Source organism: uncultured Winogradskyella sp. (assembly GCF_947496485.1).
GTDB lineage: Bacteria > Bacteroidota > Bacteroidia > Flavobacteriales > Flavobacteriaceae > Winogradskyella.
This window is the reverse complement of sequence record NZ_CANMCZ010000001.1, coordinates 1,100,803-1,120,691: the sequence shown is the minus strand read 5'-3', so window position 1 is coordinate 1,120,691 and position 19,889 is coordinate 1,100,803. Positions and strand designations below refer to the sequence as shown.

At 35.3% G+C, this 19,889-nt stretch carries 11 protein-coding genes; all 11 read left to right on the top strand.

Features of this window, described 5'->3' with window-relative positions:
- Window positions 1-143 precede the first annotated feature (143 nt).
- The 11 genes from Q0822_RS04710 to Q0822_RS04660 all read left to right on the top strand — a co-directional run bounded on the left by Q0822_RS04710 (window position 144) and on the right by Q0822_RS04660 (window position 19,886).
- Window positions 144-3,167, top strand: a complete 3,024-nt coding sequence (locus tag Q0822_RS04710) for a TonB-dependent receptor (RefSeq protein ID WP_299120788.1) — start codon at window positions 144-146, stop codon at window positions 3,165-3,167.
- Window positions 3,168-3,183: 16 nt separating this feature from the next.
- Entirely contained in the window at window positions 3,184-4,719 is a 1,536-nt protein-coding gene (locus tag Q0822_RS04705) for a RagB/SusD family nutrient uptake outer membrane protein (protein ID WP_299120786.1), read from the top strand.
- Window positions 4,720-4,733: 14 nt separating this feature from the next.
- Complete coding sequence (locus Q0822_RS04700; protein WP_299120783.1) at window positions 4,734-6,476, top strand: LamG domain-containing protein; 1,743 nt, start codon at window positions 4,734-4,736, stop codon at window positions 6,474-6,476.
- Window positions 6,477-6,574: 98 nt separating this feature from the next.
- On the top strand, window positions 6,575-7,948 hold the full coding sequence (locus tag Q0822_RS04695) for a glucoamylase family protein (protein ID WP_299120782.1): 1,374 nt from the start codon (window positions 6,575-6,577) through the stop codon (window positions 7,946-7,948).
- Complete coding sequence (locus Q0822_RS04690) at window positions 7,932-9,305, top strand: glucoamylase family protein (protein WP_299120779.1); 1,374 nt, start codon at window positions 7,932-7,934, stop codon at window positions 9,303-9,305. The genes Q0822_RS04695 and Q0822_RS04690 overlap by 17 nt, the downstream gene beginning before the upstream one ends.
- A gap of 17 nt (window positions 9,306-9,322) precedes the next feature.
- Entirely contained in the window at window positions 9,323-10,129 is an 807-nt protein-coding gene (locus Q0822_RS04685) for a prolyl oligopeptidase family serine peptidase (protein WP_299120777.1), read from the top strand.
- A gap of 4 nt (window positions 10,130-10,133) precedes the next feature.
- Window positions 10,134-12,470: a beta-glucosidase BglX gene (gene bglX, locus Q0822_RS04680; RefSeq protein WP_299120774.1), complete on the top strand. Its 2,337-nt coding sequence runs from the start codon at window positions 10,134-10,136 to the stop codon at window positions 12,468-12,470.
- 7 nt (window positions 12,471-12,477) lie between these two features.
- Window positions 12,478-14,697 (top strand): beta-glucosidase BglX, encoded by a 2,220-nt coding sequence (gene bglX / locus Q0822_RS04675; protein WP_299120772.1) that lies wholly within the window; start codon window positions 12,478-12,480, stop codon window positions 14,695-14,697.
- A 9-nt stretch (window positions 14,698-14,706) separates the two neighbouring features.
- On the top strand, window positions 14,707-17,304 hold the full coding sequence (locus Q0822_RS04670; protein ID WP_299120769.1) for a glycoside hydrolase family 2 TIM barrel-domain containing protein: 2,598 nt from the start codon (window positions 14,707-14,709) through the stop codon (window positions 17,302-17,304).
- The gene (locus Q0822_RS04665) at window positions 17,305-18,195 is read left to right on the top strand and encodes an alpha/beta hydrolase (protein ID WP_299120766.1); all 891 of its coding nucleotides are present in this window, start codon (window positions 17,305-17,307) and stop codon (window positions 18,193-18,195) included.
- Entirely contained in the window at window positions 18,192-19,886 is a 1,695-nt protein-coding gene (locus tag Q0822_RS04660; RefSeq protein WP_299120764.1) for a sulfatase, read from the top strand. The genes Q0822_RS04665 and Q0822_RS04660 overlap by 4 nt, the downstream gene beginning before the upstream one ends.
- Window positions 19,887-19,889 lie beyond the last annotated feature (3 nt).

The following is a 19,889-nucleotide window of genomic DNA, read 5'->3' as shown; positions in this document are numbered from 1 at the left end:
ATACGTCAGGTAATATTTTTTTGCATTTTTTGTCTTCTGCAAATCTAATGGCGTATTTAAAATGTAAACTCATTTTAATAATGTTTTGTATTTAGATTTAACTTAGACTTTCAAAATAAACTAACTCAAATTAATCAATCTATATGAAAACAAAAATTAGTCTATTGTTGATGCTGTTTTTCTCATTTAATGTCTTCGCGCAGCAAATGGAAGTCAATGGTGTCGTGACAAGTGCAAACGATGGAATGCCTTTACTTGGAGTAAGTATTGTTGTTAAAGGCACAACCAAAGGAACATCAACAGATTTTGATGGAAAATACTCAATTACCGTAAACTCGGGTGATCAATTGGAGTTTACTTATTTGGGTTTTAAACCAGTTATCATGACTGTTACAGACCAAAACGTTATTAACGTTTCAATGGAAGAAGATTCAGAATCCCTCAGTGAAGTTGTTGTTATTGGTTATGGTACGCAGAAAAAAGCAGATTTAACAGGTGCAATATCTACAGTTAAAGCAGAGGATATCGAAAAAACACCTAACAGCAATGTAATGCAGTCTTTACAGGGTAAAGTGGCAGGTGTACAAATTGTAAGTAGCGGGGAACCTGGTGGTTCGCCAACTGTTCGAGTTCGTGGTGTTAACTCTTTTCTTGCGGGTAATAACCCTCTATACGTTGTAGATGGTATGTTTTACGATAATATCGATTTCTTAGATAGTAGCCAAATTGAAACTATTTCGGTTTTAAAAGATGCATCTTCAATTTCAATTTTTGGACAAAGAGGTGTTAATGGTGTTATCATTATTGAAACCAAGAATGGTAAAATAGAGCAAAAGCCTGTTTTTACGTATAGTGGTTATACTGGTTATCAGAATGCTCAAAATGTTGTAAAAATGGCAAATGCTGAACAGTTCACTACAATGGCTTTTGAATCGGGTTCTGTAGCTGATATTCAATTTATTGAGAATGCAATACAGCGTTTTGGTAGAAGTAGAGTGAATCCTAATATTCCTGATGTAAATACAGATTGGTACAAAGAAATTTTACGAGTTGCACCAATAACTAACCATAGCATAGGTGTTTCTGGAGGAAGTACAAATACTGTATATGGTGTTAATGCAAGTTATTTTTCTCAAGACGGTATATTGGATATGAAGAATGATTACGAACGTTTTAACATTCAATCTAATCTAGAAATTAAATTGTCAGACAGATTAAAAATAGGGACAAATGCAATTTTTAGTAATGCTACAAGGTATAGTCCAGAGACTGGCGCATGGTTTCAAGCTTATTTTGCTGTTCCAATTTTACCAGTTTTCGATTTGGCCAACACCGAAGCTACACCGATTCCTTTTTCAGACGCTACTGTATTAGGATATCGTGGTTCACAGAATCCATTCCCAGTAATGACATTTAATGATAACCAAGTTAAACTGAAAAGGGTTTTAGCGAGTATGTTTGTGGAGTTTTCAATCATACCAGAAAAATTGAAGTTCAAAACGACATATAGCCATGATTATTCTACGGCGTCCGAGCGCAACGTAAGACTACCATATTTTATTTCAGAAAATTCTCAGAGAGAAAGATCATCGATAAGACGCGCTGAATTTAGTTCTTCTAACCAAATATGGGATAACACCTTAACTTTCAACCAAGGATTTGGAGATCATAACCTAACAGTATTAGCAGGTTCGTCTTACAGAGATGAGCAATTTAATACTTTCGCTGCTACAGGTAATGATGTACAGGGAATTGCATTGGAGAGTTCATGGTACTTAAACTTTGCAGATCCAACAACTTTTACTAATCAAGTCAATGAGATAGGTGACCGTTTTTATTCTTTAGCATTTTTTGGTAGAGTAGAATATAGTTTCATGGATAAATATTTATTGAATGCTACTGTAAGACATGAAGGGGATGGTAGATTTCCTAGTAGAATTTGGGAAACAACACCTTCAGTAGGTTTGGGATGGGTAATATCTAATGAAGACTTTATGGAAGATAATGGTATCTTCAATTTCTTAAAGTTGCGTGCTAGTTGGGGACAATTGGCTAATGGATCGCTAGGTGGTAGTTCAGGTACTAGAACAGTTTCACAAGTGGTTACAGATATTGGTGATGTTCCTACTAATGGTATTTTAACAACCAATACATTTCAGGATTTAAAAAGAGAAATTTTAGAGGAAATAAATTTCGGTATCAGTTCTCGTCTTTTCGATAATAGATTGAGTTTAGAGGTGGATTATTATATTAGAGATACAAAAAATTTAGTACTTCCAAGAGAAGTTCCTATTACAGCCGAAGTTGTTTTTGATAATATTGGGGAAATGAGAAACCAAGGATTAGAAATTGCTGCGAATTGGAATCAGACTGTAAATGATAATTGGAGTTTTTCCGTTGGTGCAAATATTGCAACACTTAACAATAAAGTTACTCAAATTAATAGTGAACAAGGCTTTTTCGATACCGGAAGTGCAGAATTCCGCCAAAGACTTATAGTTGGCGAACCTGTAAATGCGTTTTTCGGATGGGAAATAGAAGGTGTATATCAGAACGATGCTCAAGTATCGGCAGATCCAACAGCACAATATGAGCTATCAGAAAATAATAATCAATTGGTTCCGGGTGATTTCATTTACAAAGATCAGAATAATGATGGCAGAATTGATGCAGAAGACAGAGTTGTCTTAGGTTCTTATTTACCAACACTTACATATGGAGGAAATATAAGTATTTCCTATAAGCAATTTGACTTAGGAATAGCTTTTTCTGGGCAAACAGGAAATGATATCCTTAACCGTAAAAGAGGTGAAGTGATATTTACTAATGATACTAATATTGATGCAGAATTTGCTATAAACAGATGGCGTGGAGAAGGTACTTCAAATTCTTTTCCATCATCAGAAGGACGAAGAAAGGCATGGAACCAAAAAATGAGTAGTTTCTTTGTTGAGGATGGATCTTATTTCCGTGTTCAAAACATTCAGTTAGCTTATACTATTCCAGCCGGAAAAAGTATTCCGGAAATTAAGCTAACTTGTACTGCTGAGCGCCCTATAACGCTTTTCAGCTACAATGGATTTAATCCAGAAGTAGCTAATGGAGTGGATCGTCAGACGTATCCAGTTCCTGCAATTTATACATTTGGTGTGAATATTAAAATTTAAAAAAAAAGTGCAAAATATGAAAAATTCAATTCAAGTAACCAAAAAGCTAGCCTTGCTGTTAGCTTGCTGTATGGTAATTTTTTCCTGTACAGAAAAATTAGAAGAAAACGATGGTCAACTGGCAGCAGATGATCTCGATTTTACAATCTCAGAGGATATGGTATTACCACTTGTTGGTGCATATGCTGCTGTTTATTCCAGAGGATGGGAAGATCCATTGCTTATTGGCGTTAGAGGAGATGATGTTAATGCAGGTGGTTTAGGTGACCAACAACCGTTTGCTGATACTGATTTATTTAATTATGATAACGGCTATTGGATGTACAACCAAATTTGGGAAAACTTCTATGGCGATATTGTCAGGATAATAAGTTCGGGCGAAACAATTCAAAGCTATAAAGACTTTGCCACAGGAGAATACATTGATAGAGCAGATCAATATATCGCAGAATGTAAGGTTTTAAGTGGTTTTACTCATTTTCAAATGTCAAGATTATGGGGAGATATCTTCATCATTGCTTCTTCCGATATTTCTACGGAATTAGATAATGGTGTAAAAACCAAAGCTGAGGTAATGCAATATATATCTGATTTAATGGATGAAGCGATTCCTTTTCTTCCTGATGCTCGACCAAATGAAAGAGAAGATGTGCCAGCAGGTGTAACAAAATATACGGCTATGGCCATAAAAGCTTTAGCAAATCTAGAACTAGAAAATTATCAAGAAGTTGCAAATGTAACAGGTGAAATTATTGGATCGAATAAATTTTCACTTTACCCAGATTTCTATCAATTATTTAAAAAACCAGGTGAGCGTAGCAACGAAAACTTATTTGAACTGCAGTTTTCAGACTATAATACGGCCTCAGGCGCAACTAACGATCATTTATATGCACCGTTTGGTCCTTCAAACTGGACACCAGTTGTTGAAGGAGCTTCAGGAGGTTGGGGTTTCTATGAGCCAAGTCTAAAGTTTATCAAATTTATGCTAGATAGAGGAGAAACAACAAGATTGAGAACAAGTGTCAATTTTACACCAAGAGGAATCGCAGAAATTATGATGGACCCTGCTTATGCAACCTTACCAAGTTTAGTATCTAATGTAACTCCAGATGGTGATATTTTTAATGATTACCCAAGAGCTATGTTTGGGAGTGGTAAGCATTATTTACCATCTATACAGTTAACACCAGGAAGAACAAGATATGGATCGAGTAAAAACTTTATTGTTATTCGATATGCAGAAATATTATTAATGTATGCTGAAGCATTAACTCAGGGAGCTAGTGGTTCTTCTATGACTGCTGATCAAGCTGTTAACATGGTGAGGGGAAGAGTTGGTATGACATCACTTTCTGGAGTAATTACAGATGATGTTATGGACGAAAAATTTGCAGAATTAGCCATGGAATGGGGAGTGCGTTATTTTGATATGATACGATTAAACAAGTATGATGAATTAAGTTATGAAGGCAGAACGTTCACTGCTGAAGACGAACTTTTACCATATCCGCAAAATCAATTGGATTTATTACCACTTGGAAACAACTAAAAAAATTATAGAAAATGAAAAACATTAAAAAATATATACTAGCCTTTGCAACATTGCTAATGTTGGCTTCGTGTTATGAAGGTATAGACCCAATTACACAGGTTGATCCAGGACCAGATGCTGGAGCGCCTATTGTTACGATTATGAAACCATCGAATGGTTTTGAAATACAAGTAGCAGAACCAGTAACATCCACTCCAATAGAGTTTAGAGTGGAAGATGATATAGAGATAGGTTCAGTATCTGTAAGTTTAGACGGACAGGTGATTGCGTCTTTCGATTCGTTCTTGGATTACAGAATTTTCAATGAGGAATTTGTTTACGATAATATTACTACTGGTGAGCATATGCTTCAAGTTACGGCTACAGATTTAGTCGGTAATATCACAATAGCAACATCGAATTTTAGTAAGGAACCACCTTATACACCTCTTTTTAGTGGTGAAACATTTTATATGAATTTTGATGGAAGTTACAGTGAATTAATCTCGGTAACTGATGCTACAGAAGAAGGTAATCCTGGTTTTGCACCAGAATCAAGAGTAGGTACAGGGGCCTATGCAGGAGCAGATGACTCTTATCTAACATTTCCTACAGATGGATTGTTAGGAACTCAATTTAGTGCCTCTTTTTGGACTAAAGTTAATGCTAATCCTGACAGAGCAGGAGTTTTAGTTATCGGACCACCAGACACCGGAAATCCAGATGCTCAAAATAATAGAACTAGTGGCTTTAGATTTTTCCGTGAAAATGCAGGTGGAATGCAACGTTTTAAATTAAATGTTGGTCGAGGGGCTGGAGATTCTTGGTTTGATGGAGGAGCTGCAGCAGATGTAGATCCTAGTGCCGATGAATGGGTGCATTTTGCTTTCACAATCGCTGAGACTGAAGCTATAGTTTATAAAAATGGAGAAATAGTAGCACAAGGGGCATTAGACGGAGGTGTTGATTGGACAGGTTGCGACATACTTTCAATAATGTCTGGTGCACCAAGATTTACGGGTTGGAATCACAAATCTGACAGTGGTTTTATGGATGATTTAAGATTATTCAATACAGCTTTATCTCAAGATGAAATTCTAGCTATGATTGCTCAGAGTGATGAAATATTTAAACTCGGGTTTAATGGTAGTTATACAGATAGTTACAGTGATGAAGATTGTACAGAAGTTGGTAATCCTAGTTTTACAGGAAGTGGAGGTGCTTTTGAAGGAAGCAATGCATACTTAGGTGCAGAAGATTCTTATTTAACATTCCCTACAGAAGGTTTATTATCAGATGAATTTTCGGCAGTGTTTAGATACAATGTTAATGCTGAACCAGATCGTGCAGGTGTTTTAGTGATTGGTCCACCTGATACGGCAAATCCAGATGCTCAAAATAATAGAACTAGCGGCTTTAGATTTTTCCGTGAAAATGCAGGTGGAATGCAACGTTTTAAATTAAATGCTGGTCATGGAGCAGGCGATAGTTGGTTCGATGGTGGGGCAGCAGCAGATTTAGATCCTACCAATCCACAATGGTTACAAATGGCTTTCACAATTTCAGGAACAGAGTGTGTAGTTTATATAGATGGGCAAGTTGTGGCACAAGGTCCTTTTGCTGGTATTGATTGGACCGATTGTGATATAATGTCTATAATGTCAGGAGCACCTAGATTTACTGGATGGAATCACAAATCAGATCATAGTGCAATGGATGAATTACGAATCTATAAAAAGGCACTGTCTCAAGCTGAAATTCAAGCAATGCTTTAATTGATTAAAGTAACTTATATTTTTTTGAATTAGTCTTCAATGCTTTAGCTGCATTTATGAAAACATAAGTGCAGCTAAAGTTTATCTAAAACTTTCAAATGAAAAAATCAAAACATATAATATTTCTCGTTTTGACAGGATTCTTATTGCTATTTGTGAGCTGTAAGGATTCTGGTAAAGAAAGAGATAAAAGTGAGGTTGTTACTCAAGAAAGCATACCTAGTAGTGATACACTATTAGATACTATTCAAAAGCAAACTATAAACTTTTTCTGGGAAGGTGCAGAACCTAATTCTGGTTTGGCTAGAGAAAGACTCCACATGGATGACATTTATCCGACGTCGCCAAAAAATACAGTTACCATTGGAGGTAGTGGATTTGGGCTGATGGCAATTTTGGTTGGAATAGAAAGAGGGTACATTTCTAAAGAAGATGCCTTAGATAGATATCATAAAATTGTAGATTTTCTTGAAAAAGCGGATCGTTTTCATGGTGCTTGGTCACATTGGATAGATGGTGAAACAGGAAAAGTATACCCATTTAGCAAAAAAGACAATGGAGGGGATTTAGTGGAGACAGCTTTTCTAGTTCAAGGATTGTTAACTGTTGCTGAATATTTTGATGGTGAGAATGACAAGGAAAAACTACTTCGCGATAAAATAAATAAATTGTGGAGAGAAGTAGAATGGGACTGGTATACAAAAAATGGTGAAGATGTATTGTATTGGCATTGGTCTCCAGAATTTGGTTGGGAAATGAACTTCCCAGTTGGTGGTTATAACGAATGCTTAATTATGTATGTTCTTGCAGCAGCATCACCAACACATCCAATAAGTAAATCTGTTTATGAAAAAGGTTGGGCAAGAAATGGAGCTATTGTTTCAGATAAAAAATTCTATGATGAAGATTTAATCTTAGATTATTATGAACACGACGATGACTTAATTGGCCCATTATTCTGGGCGCACTATTCTTATTTAGGACTAAACCCAAAAGGCTTATCAGACCAATACGCAGATTATTGGAAATTAACTCAGAATCATGCTAAAATTCACTATAAATACGCAGTAGATAATCCAAAGAATTTTAAAGGCTATGGTGATAGTCTTTGGGGATTAACGTCTAGTTATTCCATGAAAGGGTATTATGGTCATAGACCAGAAAAGGATATAGGAGTGGTGTCACCTACAGCTGCGCTGTCATCTTTTCCATATACTCCAAAAGAAAGTATGAGTGTTTTAGCAAATCTTTATAATAATTATGATAGCTTAGTAGGAAAATATGGTCCTTACGATGCATTTAGTTTTGAACATAACTGGTCTACACCACGCTATTTAGCAATAGATCAAGGTCCAATTCCTGTAATGATAGAAAATTACAGAACAGGTTTATTGTGGAGTTTATTCATGAAAAATAAAGATGTTCAATCAGGTTTAGATAAACTTGGTTTTAAATATGAGAAGATTAATTAATATGAGAGTTTTTAAACTATTATTAGTGACGTTATTTTTTATTAGTTGTGGTTCAGACGATGGTCCAGGTTGGCAAGAACCTTATGATCCCAATGGTGATGATGATCCTGTTGTGCCCATAACCGATTCTGAATTGATGGATTTAACCCAAGAACTAACTTTTAAATACTTTTGGGGTTTTGCCGACTCAAATTCTGGTGCTGCAAGAGAGAGGTATCATCCTAATGATCCTTCTAATAGTCAGAATGTAGTGACTACAGGGGGAAGTGGATTTGGATTGATGGCTATTTTAGTCGGTATAGAAAGAGGGTATATTTCTAGAACAGAAGGTTTTGACAGATTAAGTCAAATTTTAACCTTTTTTGAAAACGCAGATCGTTTTCATGGTGCTTGGCCACATTGGATTAACGGAACCAACGGAAGCGTTATTCCTTTTAGTCCCGAAGATAATGGAGGTGATTTGGTAGAAACGGCCTTTCTCGTACAAGGCTTAATCTGTGTTAAAGAATATTTCAAAAATGGTTCTACCGAAGAAATGGCATTAGCAAATAAAGCTGATGAATTATGGAAAGGTGTAGAATGGGATTGGTACACACAAGGTCAAAATTCATTGTATTGGCATTGGAGTCCTAATAATGGATTTTCGATTAATCTTGAATTGAGAGGTCATAACGAAACAATGATTGCCTTTGTTTTAGGAGCAGCATCACCGGATTTTGCAATTCCAGCTGAAGCTTATCACCAAGGATATGCTAATAATGGAAATATTGTAACATCTTCAAGTCAATATGGTATTCCACTAATTTTAGATCATGCAGGTTCTGGAACAGGACCTCTATTCTGGGCACATTACTCTTTCTTAGGTTTAAATCCAACGAACCTATCGGATCAATATGCAAACTATTGGGACTTAAATGTAAATCATACCAATATTAACTATCAATATTGTATCAATAATCCAAACAACTATGCAGATTATGGTGAAGATTGTTGGGGTTTAACCGCAAGTTATAGCAGAAATGCGGATGGTTCTACAGGTTATTCTGCGCACGACCCAGAAAATGATATAGGTGTTATTTCACCTACAGCAGCGATAAGTTCAATTCCTTATACGCCAGAAAAGTCTCTAGCAGCAATGCATTATTTTCATATTAATAGTGAAACCTTATTAGGACCTGCAGGTTTCTATGACGCTTTTAGTCCACAATATAATTGGGTAACACCACGCTATTTAGCAATAGATCAAGGACCAGAAATTATTATGATCGAAAATTATAGAACACAATTATTCTGGAATCTTTTTATGCAAAATGAAGATGTACAGAATGGTTTAGATGCTTTAGGATTTAATTATTAAAATTTTAAATCAATGCAATGGAAATAAAACATATCTTTTTAATCTTAATTTTTAGTATAGCTGGTTTAAATACTTGTGCTATAAAAGCGCAACAGACAGAATCTTCAAAAAATCTGTTTTCATTTGAAACTCATATCGTAGATGAGGATACACTCAACTATAGAATGCTTTTGCCAAAAAACTTTGATGATACTAAACAATACCCACTAGTATTGTTTCTTCATGGTGCAGGTGAAAGAGGAAGTGACAACAGAAAACAATTAGTGCATGGTAGTAGTTTATTTCTCAATGAGAAAAATAGAGACTCATTTCCTGCAATACTTGTTTTTCCACAATGTCCTCAAAATGATTACTGGTCTAAGCTTGAAGCTGACCGTACAACAAGACCTATCACATTTAAGTACAGATACGATAAGGCGCCTACAATGGCTATGACATTAACTATGGACTTAATGGATGAAATGACTTCTAGACCTTATGTAAAAACAGATCAGGTTTATGTAATGGGATTATCAATGGGAGGTATGGGAACTTTTGAAATAATTTATAGAAAACCAGAAATGTTTGCCGCAGCAATACCAATTTGTGGAGGTGGTGATCCAAAATCTGTAAACGTTTATGCTAAGGATATTCCGTTATGGATATTTCATGGTGCTAAAGATGATGTAGTAAATCCAAACTTATCCTTAAGTATGGCATCTGCAATACTAAGTGCTGGTGGATCTCCTAAACTGACACTATACGATTTTGCTAATCATAACAGTTGGGATCCAGCATTTGCAGAATCAGACTTATTAAATTGGCTATTCTCTAAAATAAAATAATAGTATGACCAAACCACTAAATATCAAATTAGCCAGCTTAGTAATAGTAGCTTTAATCTTTACAAGTTGTAAAACCGAGACAAATTCGTCTAAATCATCTGCTGCTAATAGTCCCTATGCTTCTCAAGTCGATTCAATTTTAAATTTGATGACTTTAGAAGAGAAGATAGGCCAATTAAATCTCCCAGTTTCGGGAGATATTACAACTGGTCAAGGAACAAGTTCTAATGTTGGTAAAAAAATTAAAGATGGATTAGTTGGAGGCATGTTCAATATAAAATCAGTCGAAAAAATTAGAGCTGTTCAAAGAATAGCAGTTGAAGAAAGTCGACTAAAAATTCCATTGTTATTTGGCATGGATGTTATTCATGGTTACGAAACCACATTTCCAATCCCTCTTGGTTTATCATCTACTTGGGACATGGAACTCATAGAAAAAACAGCACGCATAGCTGCGACAGAAGCTAGTGCTGATGGTATTAATTGGACGTTCTCGCCAATGGTAGATATTTCTCGCGATCCACGTTGGGGAAGAGTTTCTGAAGGCAATGGTGAAGATCCATATTTAGGAAGTAGAATAGCCGAAGCTATGGTAAAAGGCTATCAGCAAGATGATTTAAGTAAAAACAACACGTTGATGTCTTGTGTAAAGCATTTTGCCTTGTATGGAGCGTCAGAGGCAGGTCGCGATTACAATACTGTAGACATGAGTAAAATCAGAATGTACAACGAATATTTAGAGCCTTATAAAGCTGCAGTCGATGCAGGAGTTGGATCAGTGATGGCATCGTTTAATGAAATAGATGGTATACCAGCAACTGGTAATAAATGGTTATTAACCGATTTATTACGCAATGATTGGGGTTTTAATGGCTTTGTTGTTACAGATTATACAGGTATTTGGGAAATGATGGCTCATGGAATGGGTAATGAGGAAGATGTAGTATCTCAAGCTCTAAAAGCCGGTATAGATATGGATATGGCTGGTGATTCACCTATTGCAACTGCGGCATTCGTCAAATCATTGAAAAGTGCTTTAGACAAAGACATGGTAACAATTGATGAAATTGATACAGCTGTTAAACGCATCTTAACCGCAAAATATCAACTAGGATTATTCGATGATCCTTATAAATATTGCGATGCTGAACGTTCAAAAAACGAAGTGTTTACAGAAGAAAACAGAGCCTTTGCCAGAAAAGTAGGAGCAGAGTCAACAGTATTACTTAAAAATGAAAATGGGGTATTACCATTAAAAAAGGAAGGCACTATTGCGTTAATTGGACCTTTAGCAAATACCGCAGTAAATATGGCTGGGACTTGGAGTGTTGCCACTCAACAAGAAAAATCGAATCCTTTCTTGGCAGGATTAAAAACTGTAGTTGGCAATAAAGCTAACATACTATATGCAAAAGGAAGTAATGTCGATTATGATTTAGAGCTCGAAACTAAAGCCACGATGTTTGGAAAAACTATTCCAAGAGATGGTAGAACTGACAAACAATTATTAGATGAAGCTTTAAGTGTTGCAAGAAATTCTGATGTCATAATTGCAGCAATAGGTGAGTCGGCAGAGTTTAGTGGTGAAAGCAGTAGTAGAGCAGAAATAGGAATTCCGCAAGTTCAAAAAGACTTGTTAAACGCATTACTTGAAACAGGAAAGCCAGTAGTTTTAGTTCTTTTTACAGGAAGACCACTAGTTTTAGTTGAAGAAAATAAAAACGCAACAGCAATACTCAATGTTTGGTTTCCGGGAAGTGAAGCTGGTTTGGCAATTTCAGACGTATTATTTGGTGATATAAACCCTTCTGGTAAGTTAACTGCAACCTTTCCTAGAAGCGTAGGGCAAATTCCAATATTCTACAATCATAAAAATACAGGACGACCGTTGATGAATGAAGAAGGTCGTTTTGAGAAATTTAGAAGTAACTATATCGATGAACGCAATGAACCACTCTATCCATTTGGCTACGGATTAAGCTATACCAATTTTGACTATTCAAATTTTAAACTAAATAAAAATTTAATTGGAATGGACGGTTCTATTGAAGTTACAGTAGATATTACAAATTCTGGAGATTATGACGGTAAGGAAGTTGTTCAACTTTATATTAGAGATGTTGTAGGCTCTGTTACCAGAGCTCTTAAGGAATTAAAAGGTTTTGAAAAAATTGAAATTAAAAAAGGAGAAACTAAAACAGTAAGTTTTACGCTTACAGTTGAAGATTTAAAATTCTATAATTCGGATCTCGATTTTGTTGCAGAAACTGGTAAATTTCATGTATTCGTAGGCACAGACTCTACTACCAAAATGATGAAAGAATTTGAGTTGACTAATTAAAAGCAATATGAAATTAAGATTTTTATACCTAATTCTTTTTTGCATTTTCAGTCATGGTTTTTCTCAAAATTATGAAGCTAAAGTAGATTCGATAATGAATCTGATGACACTTCAGGAAAAAATTGGTCAAACCGTTATGTATGGTGGTCATTGGGACCAAACTGGGCCAGTTGTTGGTACAGATAATAGAAAATACATTCGCGAAGGCAATATGGGAGCCATGCTAAATGCCATGTCCGTAAAAGGCACTCGGGATTTGCAAAAAATTGCAGTTGAAGAATCACGTTTAGGTATTCCGTTATTATTTGGCTATGATGTAATTCATGGACACCGAACAATATTTCCGATTAATCTTGGTTTATCAGCAAGTTGGGATTTAAAAATGGTTGAAGAAAGTTCGCGTATTGCAGCAGAAGAAGCTTCAGCAGAAGGGCTACATTGGACTTTTGCACCAATGATAGATGTGTCTAGAGAACCACGTTGGGGAAGGATTTCTGAAGGTGCTGGCGAGGATGTTTACCTCAATAACGAAATGGCAAAAGCCTATATTATTGGATTTCAGGGAGATGATTTGTCAAAACCTAATACCATTTTAGCATGTGCGAAGCATTATGTAGCTTATGGAGCTGCACAAGCTGGTCGAGATTATCACACTGTAAATATAGGAGAAGGGGAATTACGTAACGTTTATTTACCACCCTTTAAAGCAGCTGTTGATGCTGGCGTAGAAACTTTTATGTCTGCGTTTAATGAACTCAATGGAGTACCGACATCTGGTAATAAGTTTACTTTAAGAGATATACTTCGTGACGAATGGAAATTTGATGGTTTTGTAGTTTCTGATTATACATCTATCAACGAAATGATAAAACATGGTTTTGCAAAAGATAGTACTGATACTGCTAGAATTGCAATGAATGCTGGAGTCGATATGGATATGATGGGTCATGTATACCGCTTACATTTAAAAAAACTAGTTGAAGAAGGTAAGGTTTCTGGAGGTTATATTAATGATGCTTGTAAGCGTATTTTATTAGCTAAATACAAGTTAGGTTTGTTTGATGACCCTTATCGTTATATTGATAAAAATCGTGAAAACACAACAAAATATAAACCAGAATTTTTAGCAAAAGCAAGGGAAATTGCTGCAGCTTCATCTGTACTATTGCAAAATAAAAATGATGCATTACCACTTTCTAAAGATTCAAAAAAGATTGCATTTATTGGACCATTAGTAAAAGATGAATACGATATAATTGGCAATTGGGCAGCAAAAGGGGACAGAAAAGGAAAGGCAGTCAGTATTTTTGAAGGTATTTCCGAATACTTAAACCCATATCAAATGTTATATGCTAAGGGTTGTAAGATTTTAGGTGAAGATGAATCTGGTTTAGAAGAGGCTGTTTCCATTTCTAAGCAAGCAGAAGAAATTGTATTGGTGATGGGCGAAGGTCATCACATGAGTGGTGAAGCTGCTTCTAGAACCAATTTAAGAATACCCGGAGTACAAACTAACCTCATTAAAAGAATTAGGGAAGCTAATCCCAACAAAAAAATCATTTTAGTACTAATGAATGGTAGACCGTTAAACCTTTCAGCTGAGGTTGATTTGGTAGATGCTATTTTGGAAGTGTGGTTTCCGGGAACTATGGGTGGGGCTGCAACAGCAGATTTGTTATTCGGGAAGGTTAATCCATCAGGTAAATTAACGGTAACTTTTCCTCGTAATGTCGGACAAGTGCCAATATATTATAATATGAAAAACACAGGAAGACCAATTCCTGACTATAATCCAAAAGAAGATTATAAAAGTAATTATATCGATGTACCAAATACGCCATTATTTGCTTTTGGGCATGGGTTGAGTTATACAGATTTTAGATATTCGGGTTTAGTATTATCTTCTAAAGACTTAAGCTTTTCAAATTCAATTACCGCAAGTGTTGAGGTGTCAAATACAGGAAATTATGATGGCCACGAAATCGTTCAACTCTATATTCACGATAAAGTAGGAAGCACTACAAGACCAGTAAAAGAACTTAAAGGTTTCCGAAAAATATTTCTAAAAAAGGGAGAAACAAAAACTGTAACCTTTACAATTTCAGTAGAAGATTTAAAATTCTACAATAGTGAAATGGCATATGGTGTAGAAACAGGTGAATTTGAAATTGCCATTACACCAAGTTCTGAATTTAAATTTAAGCACATATTTAACCTAATCGATTAATAGCCAGCTATGCCACATATAAAGAACAAAATATATTTATACTTATTGTTTTGTGTGGCTTTTTTGTGCAAAATTGGAGCACAATCAAAAACCATCAATTCTGGTTGGCAGTTTTCTGAAGACAAAACCTCTTGGCAAACAGTAAATATTCCACACACATGGAATAATTTAGATGCTTTTGATGATGAAGTTGGTTACCGTCGAGGCTTAGGTTATTATAAAAAGCAGATTTTCATTGCAGCACAAGAAAGTGATAAAATTCAATATCTAAAGTTCAATGCCGTTAATCAAGAGGCAACTGTATTTGTCAATGGTAAAAAGGTGGGTTTTCATAGCGGAGGTTACACGGCTTTTAATTTCAATATTTCCGGATATTTAAACTATAACACCTATAATTTAATTGAGGTTACTGTAGATAATTCACATAATGAAGATATTCCTCCACTCGATGCTGACTTTACCTTCTATGGCGGGATTTATCGTAATGTAGAACTCATTTCCTTGCCTAAACAGCATTTTAGTTTAGTTGATTTTGCTTCAGATGGTTATTATGTAAATTATTACAATGTTTCAGCTTCAAATGCTGGTGTTGAGGTAAAAGTTTTAATTGATAATTTTGAAAATTCATCCTTTCAGAATAAATTAAATCTCAGGATTTTAGATGCAGAAGGTCATTTAGTTTTAGAAGAACATAGAAACGTTAAACTAAAAAAAAATGAATCAAAAATTATAGATATTAAATTCCCTGAAATTGAAAACCCTAACCTGTGGTCTCCAGATCTTCCATATTTGTATCGTTTAGAATTGAAATTAATAGCTAAAGATGGGGCGATTCTAGATTCAAAATCTTCTAATTTAGGCTTCCGATGGGCAAGCGTACATTCTGAAAAAGGCTTTTTTTTAAATGGCAAACCTTTAAAACTGATTGGTGTTAATCGTCATCAAGATTACAAAGGTTATGGTAATGCTGTGCCGCTTTCGCTTCAAAAGAAGGATATTTATTTGATTAAGGAAATGGGTTCTAATGTTATTCGTTTTGCACATTATCCTCATGCTCGCGAGCTTTATAAATTATGTGATGAACTCGGAATTTTAGTCTGGACTGAGACACCTATTGTTAATAAAGTTACTAATTCAGAAACGTTTTTTAATGTCTCAATGAACATGCAAAAAGAGCACATTAAACAATATTATAACTATCCTTCTGTAGTGATGTTTGGCTATATGAATGAGATATTTTTGCGTCTAGCATTTGATAAAAAAGAATCTGAAGCTGAAAAAGAAGACCGAAAAAAATATACCTATCAACTTGCTAAGCAATTAGAAGATTTAACCAGAAAGGAAGCACCAAACCATATTACGGTAATGGCACTTCATTTTAACGAACTCTATAACGAAACAAAAATTGCTGATTTGCCAATGCTTGTAGGTTGGAATTTATATTTTGGTTGGTATCACGATACTATTAAAGATTTAGGAACTTTTTTAGACGACCAACATAAGCGTTATCCTAACAGGTCTATTATGGTTTCTGAGTATGGACCAGGTGCAGATGTAAATATTTCCACAGCACAACCTTCGAGATACGACTATTCTCAAGAATATCAATTACTATTGCATTCTGGTTATTACAATCAAGTACAAGACCGCGAATTTGTTAGTGGAATGACAGCATGGAATTTTGCAGATTTTGGTTCGGAATTTAGAGGTGAGACTTTACCACATGTTAATCAGAAGGGCTTAGTACAATACAATCGCGAGCCAAAAGAAGTTTACTATTGGTACCAGTCTGTTTTAAAAAACGAACCTTTTATTCACGTTGCAAACTTTCAAAACGAATTAACCTTACTAGAAAATAATAGTCATGAAATTGTGGTGTTTTCAAATCAAAATAAGGGAAAACTTTATGTGAATGACAAATTAATTAAAGACTTAAATTTTGAATTAGGTATAGCAAGAGTTAAAGTCCCTTTTATTGATGATTTAAGTAAAGTCAAGGCTGAAGCTAACAATGCAAAAGACGAAACAAGTTTTAGAGTAAAAACCATTCAAAACCTAAACACAAGTTTATTAGATGTTTTTGCTATTAATCTTGGCACGCATATTAGTTTTAAGGATCAAGTTTCTGGCGCTATGTTTTTGCAAGATCGACCTTATTCAGAAAATTTATATGGTTACTTGCCAAGTTCAGGAAAATGTTATAAAAAGTTGATCCCAAATGATATTAAAAACTCAAATTTAGAAGCTGTCTATCAAACTATACTTGTAGATTGTAATAAATACAAGATTGATTTGTCAGATGGGAAGTATAAGATAACTCTCTATTTTGTTGAGCCACAACTAAAGAGCAATGTCGATATAGTTTATAATTTAAACGATTCTAAAACACAAAATGATGATGAAAGAGAACAACGAATTTTTGACATTAAGCTAAACGAATATACTATTGCAAATCAATTCAATATAGCACAAACTTATCCAGATAAATATGGAGCAACTCAAATTGCGGAAATAGATATTACCGATGAAAAGGGATTAACAATTAAGTTAAATCCAATTAAAGGAGAAACGGTTTTAAGCGGAATTTTAATTGAGAAAATATATTAAATGAAAAACATTACAGTAATACTAATTTCACTTCTCACCTTTGGGCTTTCTGCTCAAAACATGAAGACGTACACTTATGCCATAAAGGGAAAAGATACCTTAAAATTAGATGTGTTCACACCAGAAAACATCAAAAAAACTGACACACTTCCTGTTCTACTTTGGATGCATGGTGGTGGATTCTCAGGAAGTCATCGTGCATTTTCCGATGATAATAAATTGGTAAAGTATGCTGCAAAAGAGCAGAATTACATTGGTGTTTCTATTGATTACCGTTTATTAAGAAAAGGAACAACTACAGGTTTTGGCTGCGATTGCACCAAAGACGAAAAACTGGAAACCTTTAAACAAGCGTCTATTGATTATTTGGATGCGGCCAAATTTTTGGTTGAGCGTGCAGAAATGTTTCAAATAGATACGACTAAAATCATTGCAGGTGGCAGTAGTGCAGGTGCAGAAGGTAGTTTGAATGCGGTGTTTATGAAAGAATATTTTGTAGATGATAAAGAAGCTTATGAAAATGTGAGATTTGCAGGTGTATTTTCCTGTGCTGGTGCAGTAGTTGATGCGAGTTATATTACTGAAGAAAATGCTGTGCCCTCAGTACTTTTTCACGGTACCGAAGACCAATTAGTGCCGTTTGATAGTGCTCCACATCACTATTGCGAGCCCACTAGAGATGGTTATATAATTTTAGATGGCTCTAACGTGATTGCTCAAAAATTGTCTGAGCTTGAAACATCCTTCTACTTCAATATAGTTAAGGGTGCCCGACATGAGATTGCAACTATTCCGTTTGCTGATTTAGACAACGTATTCCATTTTTTCAGGCAGACGGTAATCGATAATGAAGTTATTCAAACCAAAATTATAAAAACTAAGGAACCATGAAGTATTTAGCACTGATGTTAGTTATGCTTTTTGCATTTCATTCATGTAAGGATAACGTAGAGGAAAAGAAAGAAGATATAAAGCTAAAGCCACGACCAAATATCGTTTACATCATGGCAGACGACCATGCCGAACAAGCGATTAGTGCTTATGGACATCCCATAAGTCAACTAGCACCAACTCCAAATATTGATCGTATTGCTACGGAAGGAGCACTCTTTAAAAATAATTTCTGTACCAATTCTATTTGCGGACCCAGTAGAGCTGTTGTGTTGACAGGCAAGTTTAGTCATGTCAACGGCTTTAGAATGAATGGAGATCAATTTGACGGTAGCCAACAAACATTTCCTAAGCTATTACAAGAGGCAGGTTATAATACTGCAGTCATTGGTAAATGGCATTTACATGGTTTACCACAAGGATTTGACTATTGGAAGATTCTGACCGATCAAGGTAATTATTACAATCCTGATTTTATTTCAGTGAACAAAGAAACCAAAGTTGCAGACACCATAAGAATAGAAGGTTACGCGACTGACATCATTACCCAAGATGGATTGACTTATCTAAATTCAGTAAAAGACAGTGATAAACCATTTATGCTCATGTTGCAGCACAAAGCTCCGCATAGAAATTGGATGCCGGCTTTAAGACATGCCAATAAATATGATTCTATTCAATTTCCATTACCAGACACCTATTTTACGACTCACCAAGGGTCATTAGGTTCGCAAAAACAACAACAGACCATTTATAAAGATATGTACGAGGGTCACGACTTAAAGTTAACCAAGAAAAAAGGCAGTCTGGAATTGGCTTGGAATCCTTGGAAAACGGATTTTGATCGTATGACACCTGAGCAAAAAACAGCGTGGGATAAAGCTTATCAGGCAAAAAATGATGCATTTCATGATGCCAATTTGTTAGGAAAAGAACTAGCAAAATATAAGGGTCAGCGTTACTTGCAGGAATATTTAGCAACTATAGCTTCGGTAGATGAAGGCGTTGGCGACGTATTAGATTTTCTTGAAAAGAACGGTTTGGCCGAAAATACTATTGTCATTTACACCACTGATCAAGGTTTTTATTTAGGGGAAAAAGGCTGGTTTGATAAGCGCTATATGTACGAAGAATCCTTGGCAATGCCTTTGGTGGTAAAATATCCTGACGTTATAGAAACAGGAACCGTAATCGATGCCATGACCCAAAATCTTGATTTTGCAGAAACGTTTTTGGATTACGCACAAGTAGAAATTCCTGAAGATATGCAAGGAAAATCGCTTCGTCCATTATTGGAGGATACTTTTGAAGGAGACGAATTTAGAGATGCCGTTTATTATCATTACTACGATTATCCAGCATTCCATATGGTTAAGAAACACTATGGAGTCCGCACGGAACGCTATAAATTAATGCATTTTTATGATGATATTGATATGTGGGAATTGTACGATTTAGAAGAAGACCCAAAGGAAATCAAGAATCAAATCGACAATCCTGAATATGATGACATTGAAGCAAATTTAAGATCAAAACTCGCAGAACTTCAAAAGAAATATGAGGTCACACCAATCGATTTTGAACGAGCACCAGAGGAAAAAGTGAAACGAGCTTATAAGCAGTTCGAAAGATTAAGAGGTAAAACAGGTACATCTTACGATCCAATTACAGACAAAGACACTAAATTATAAACC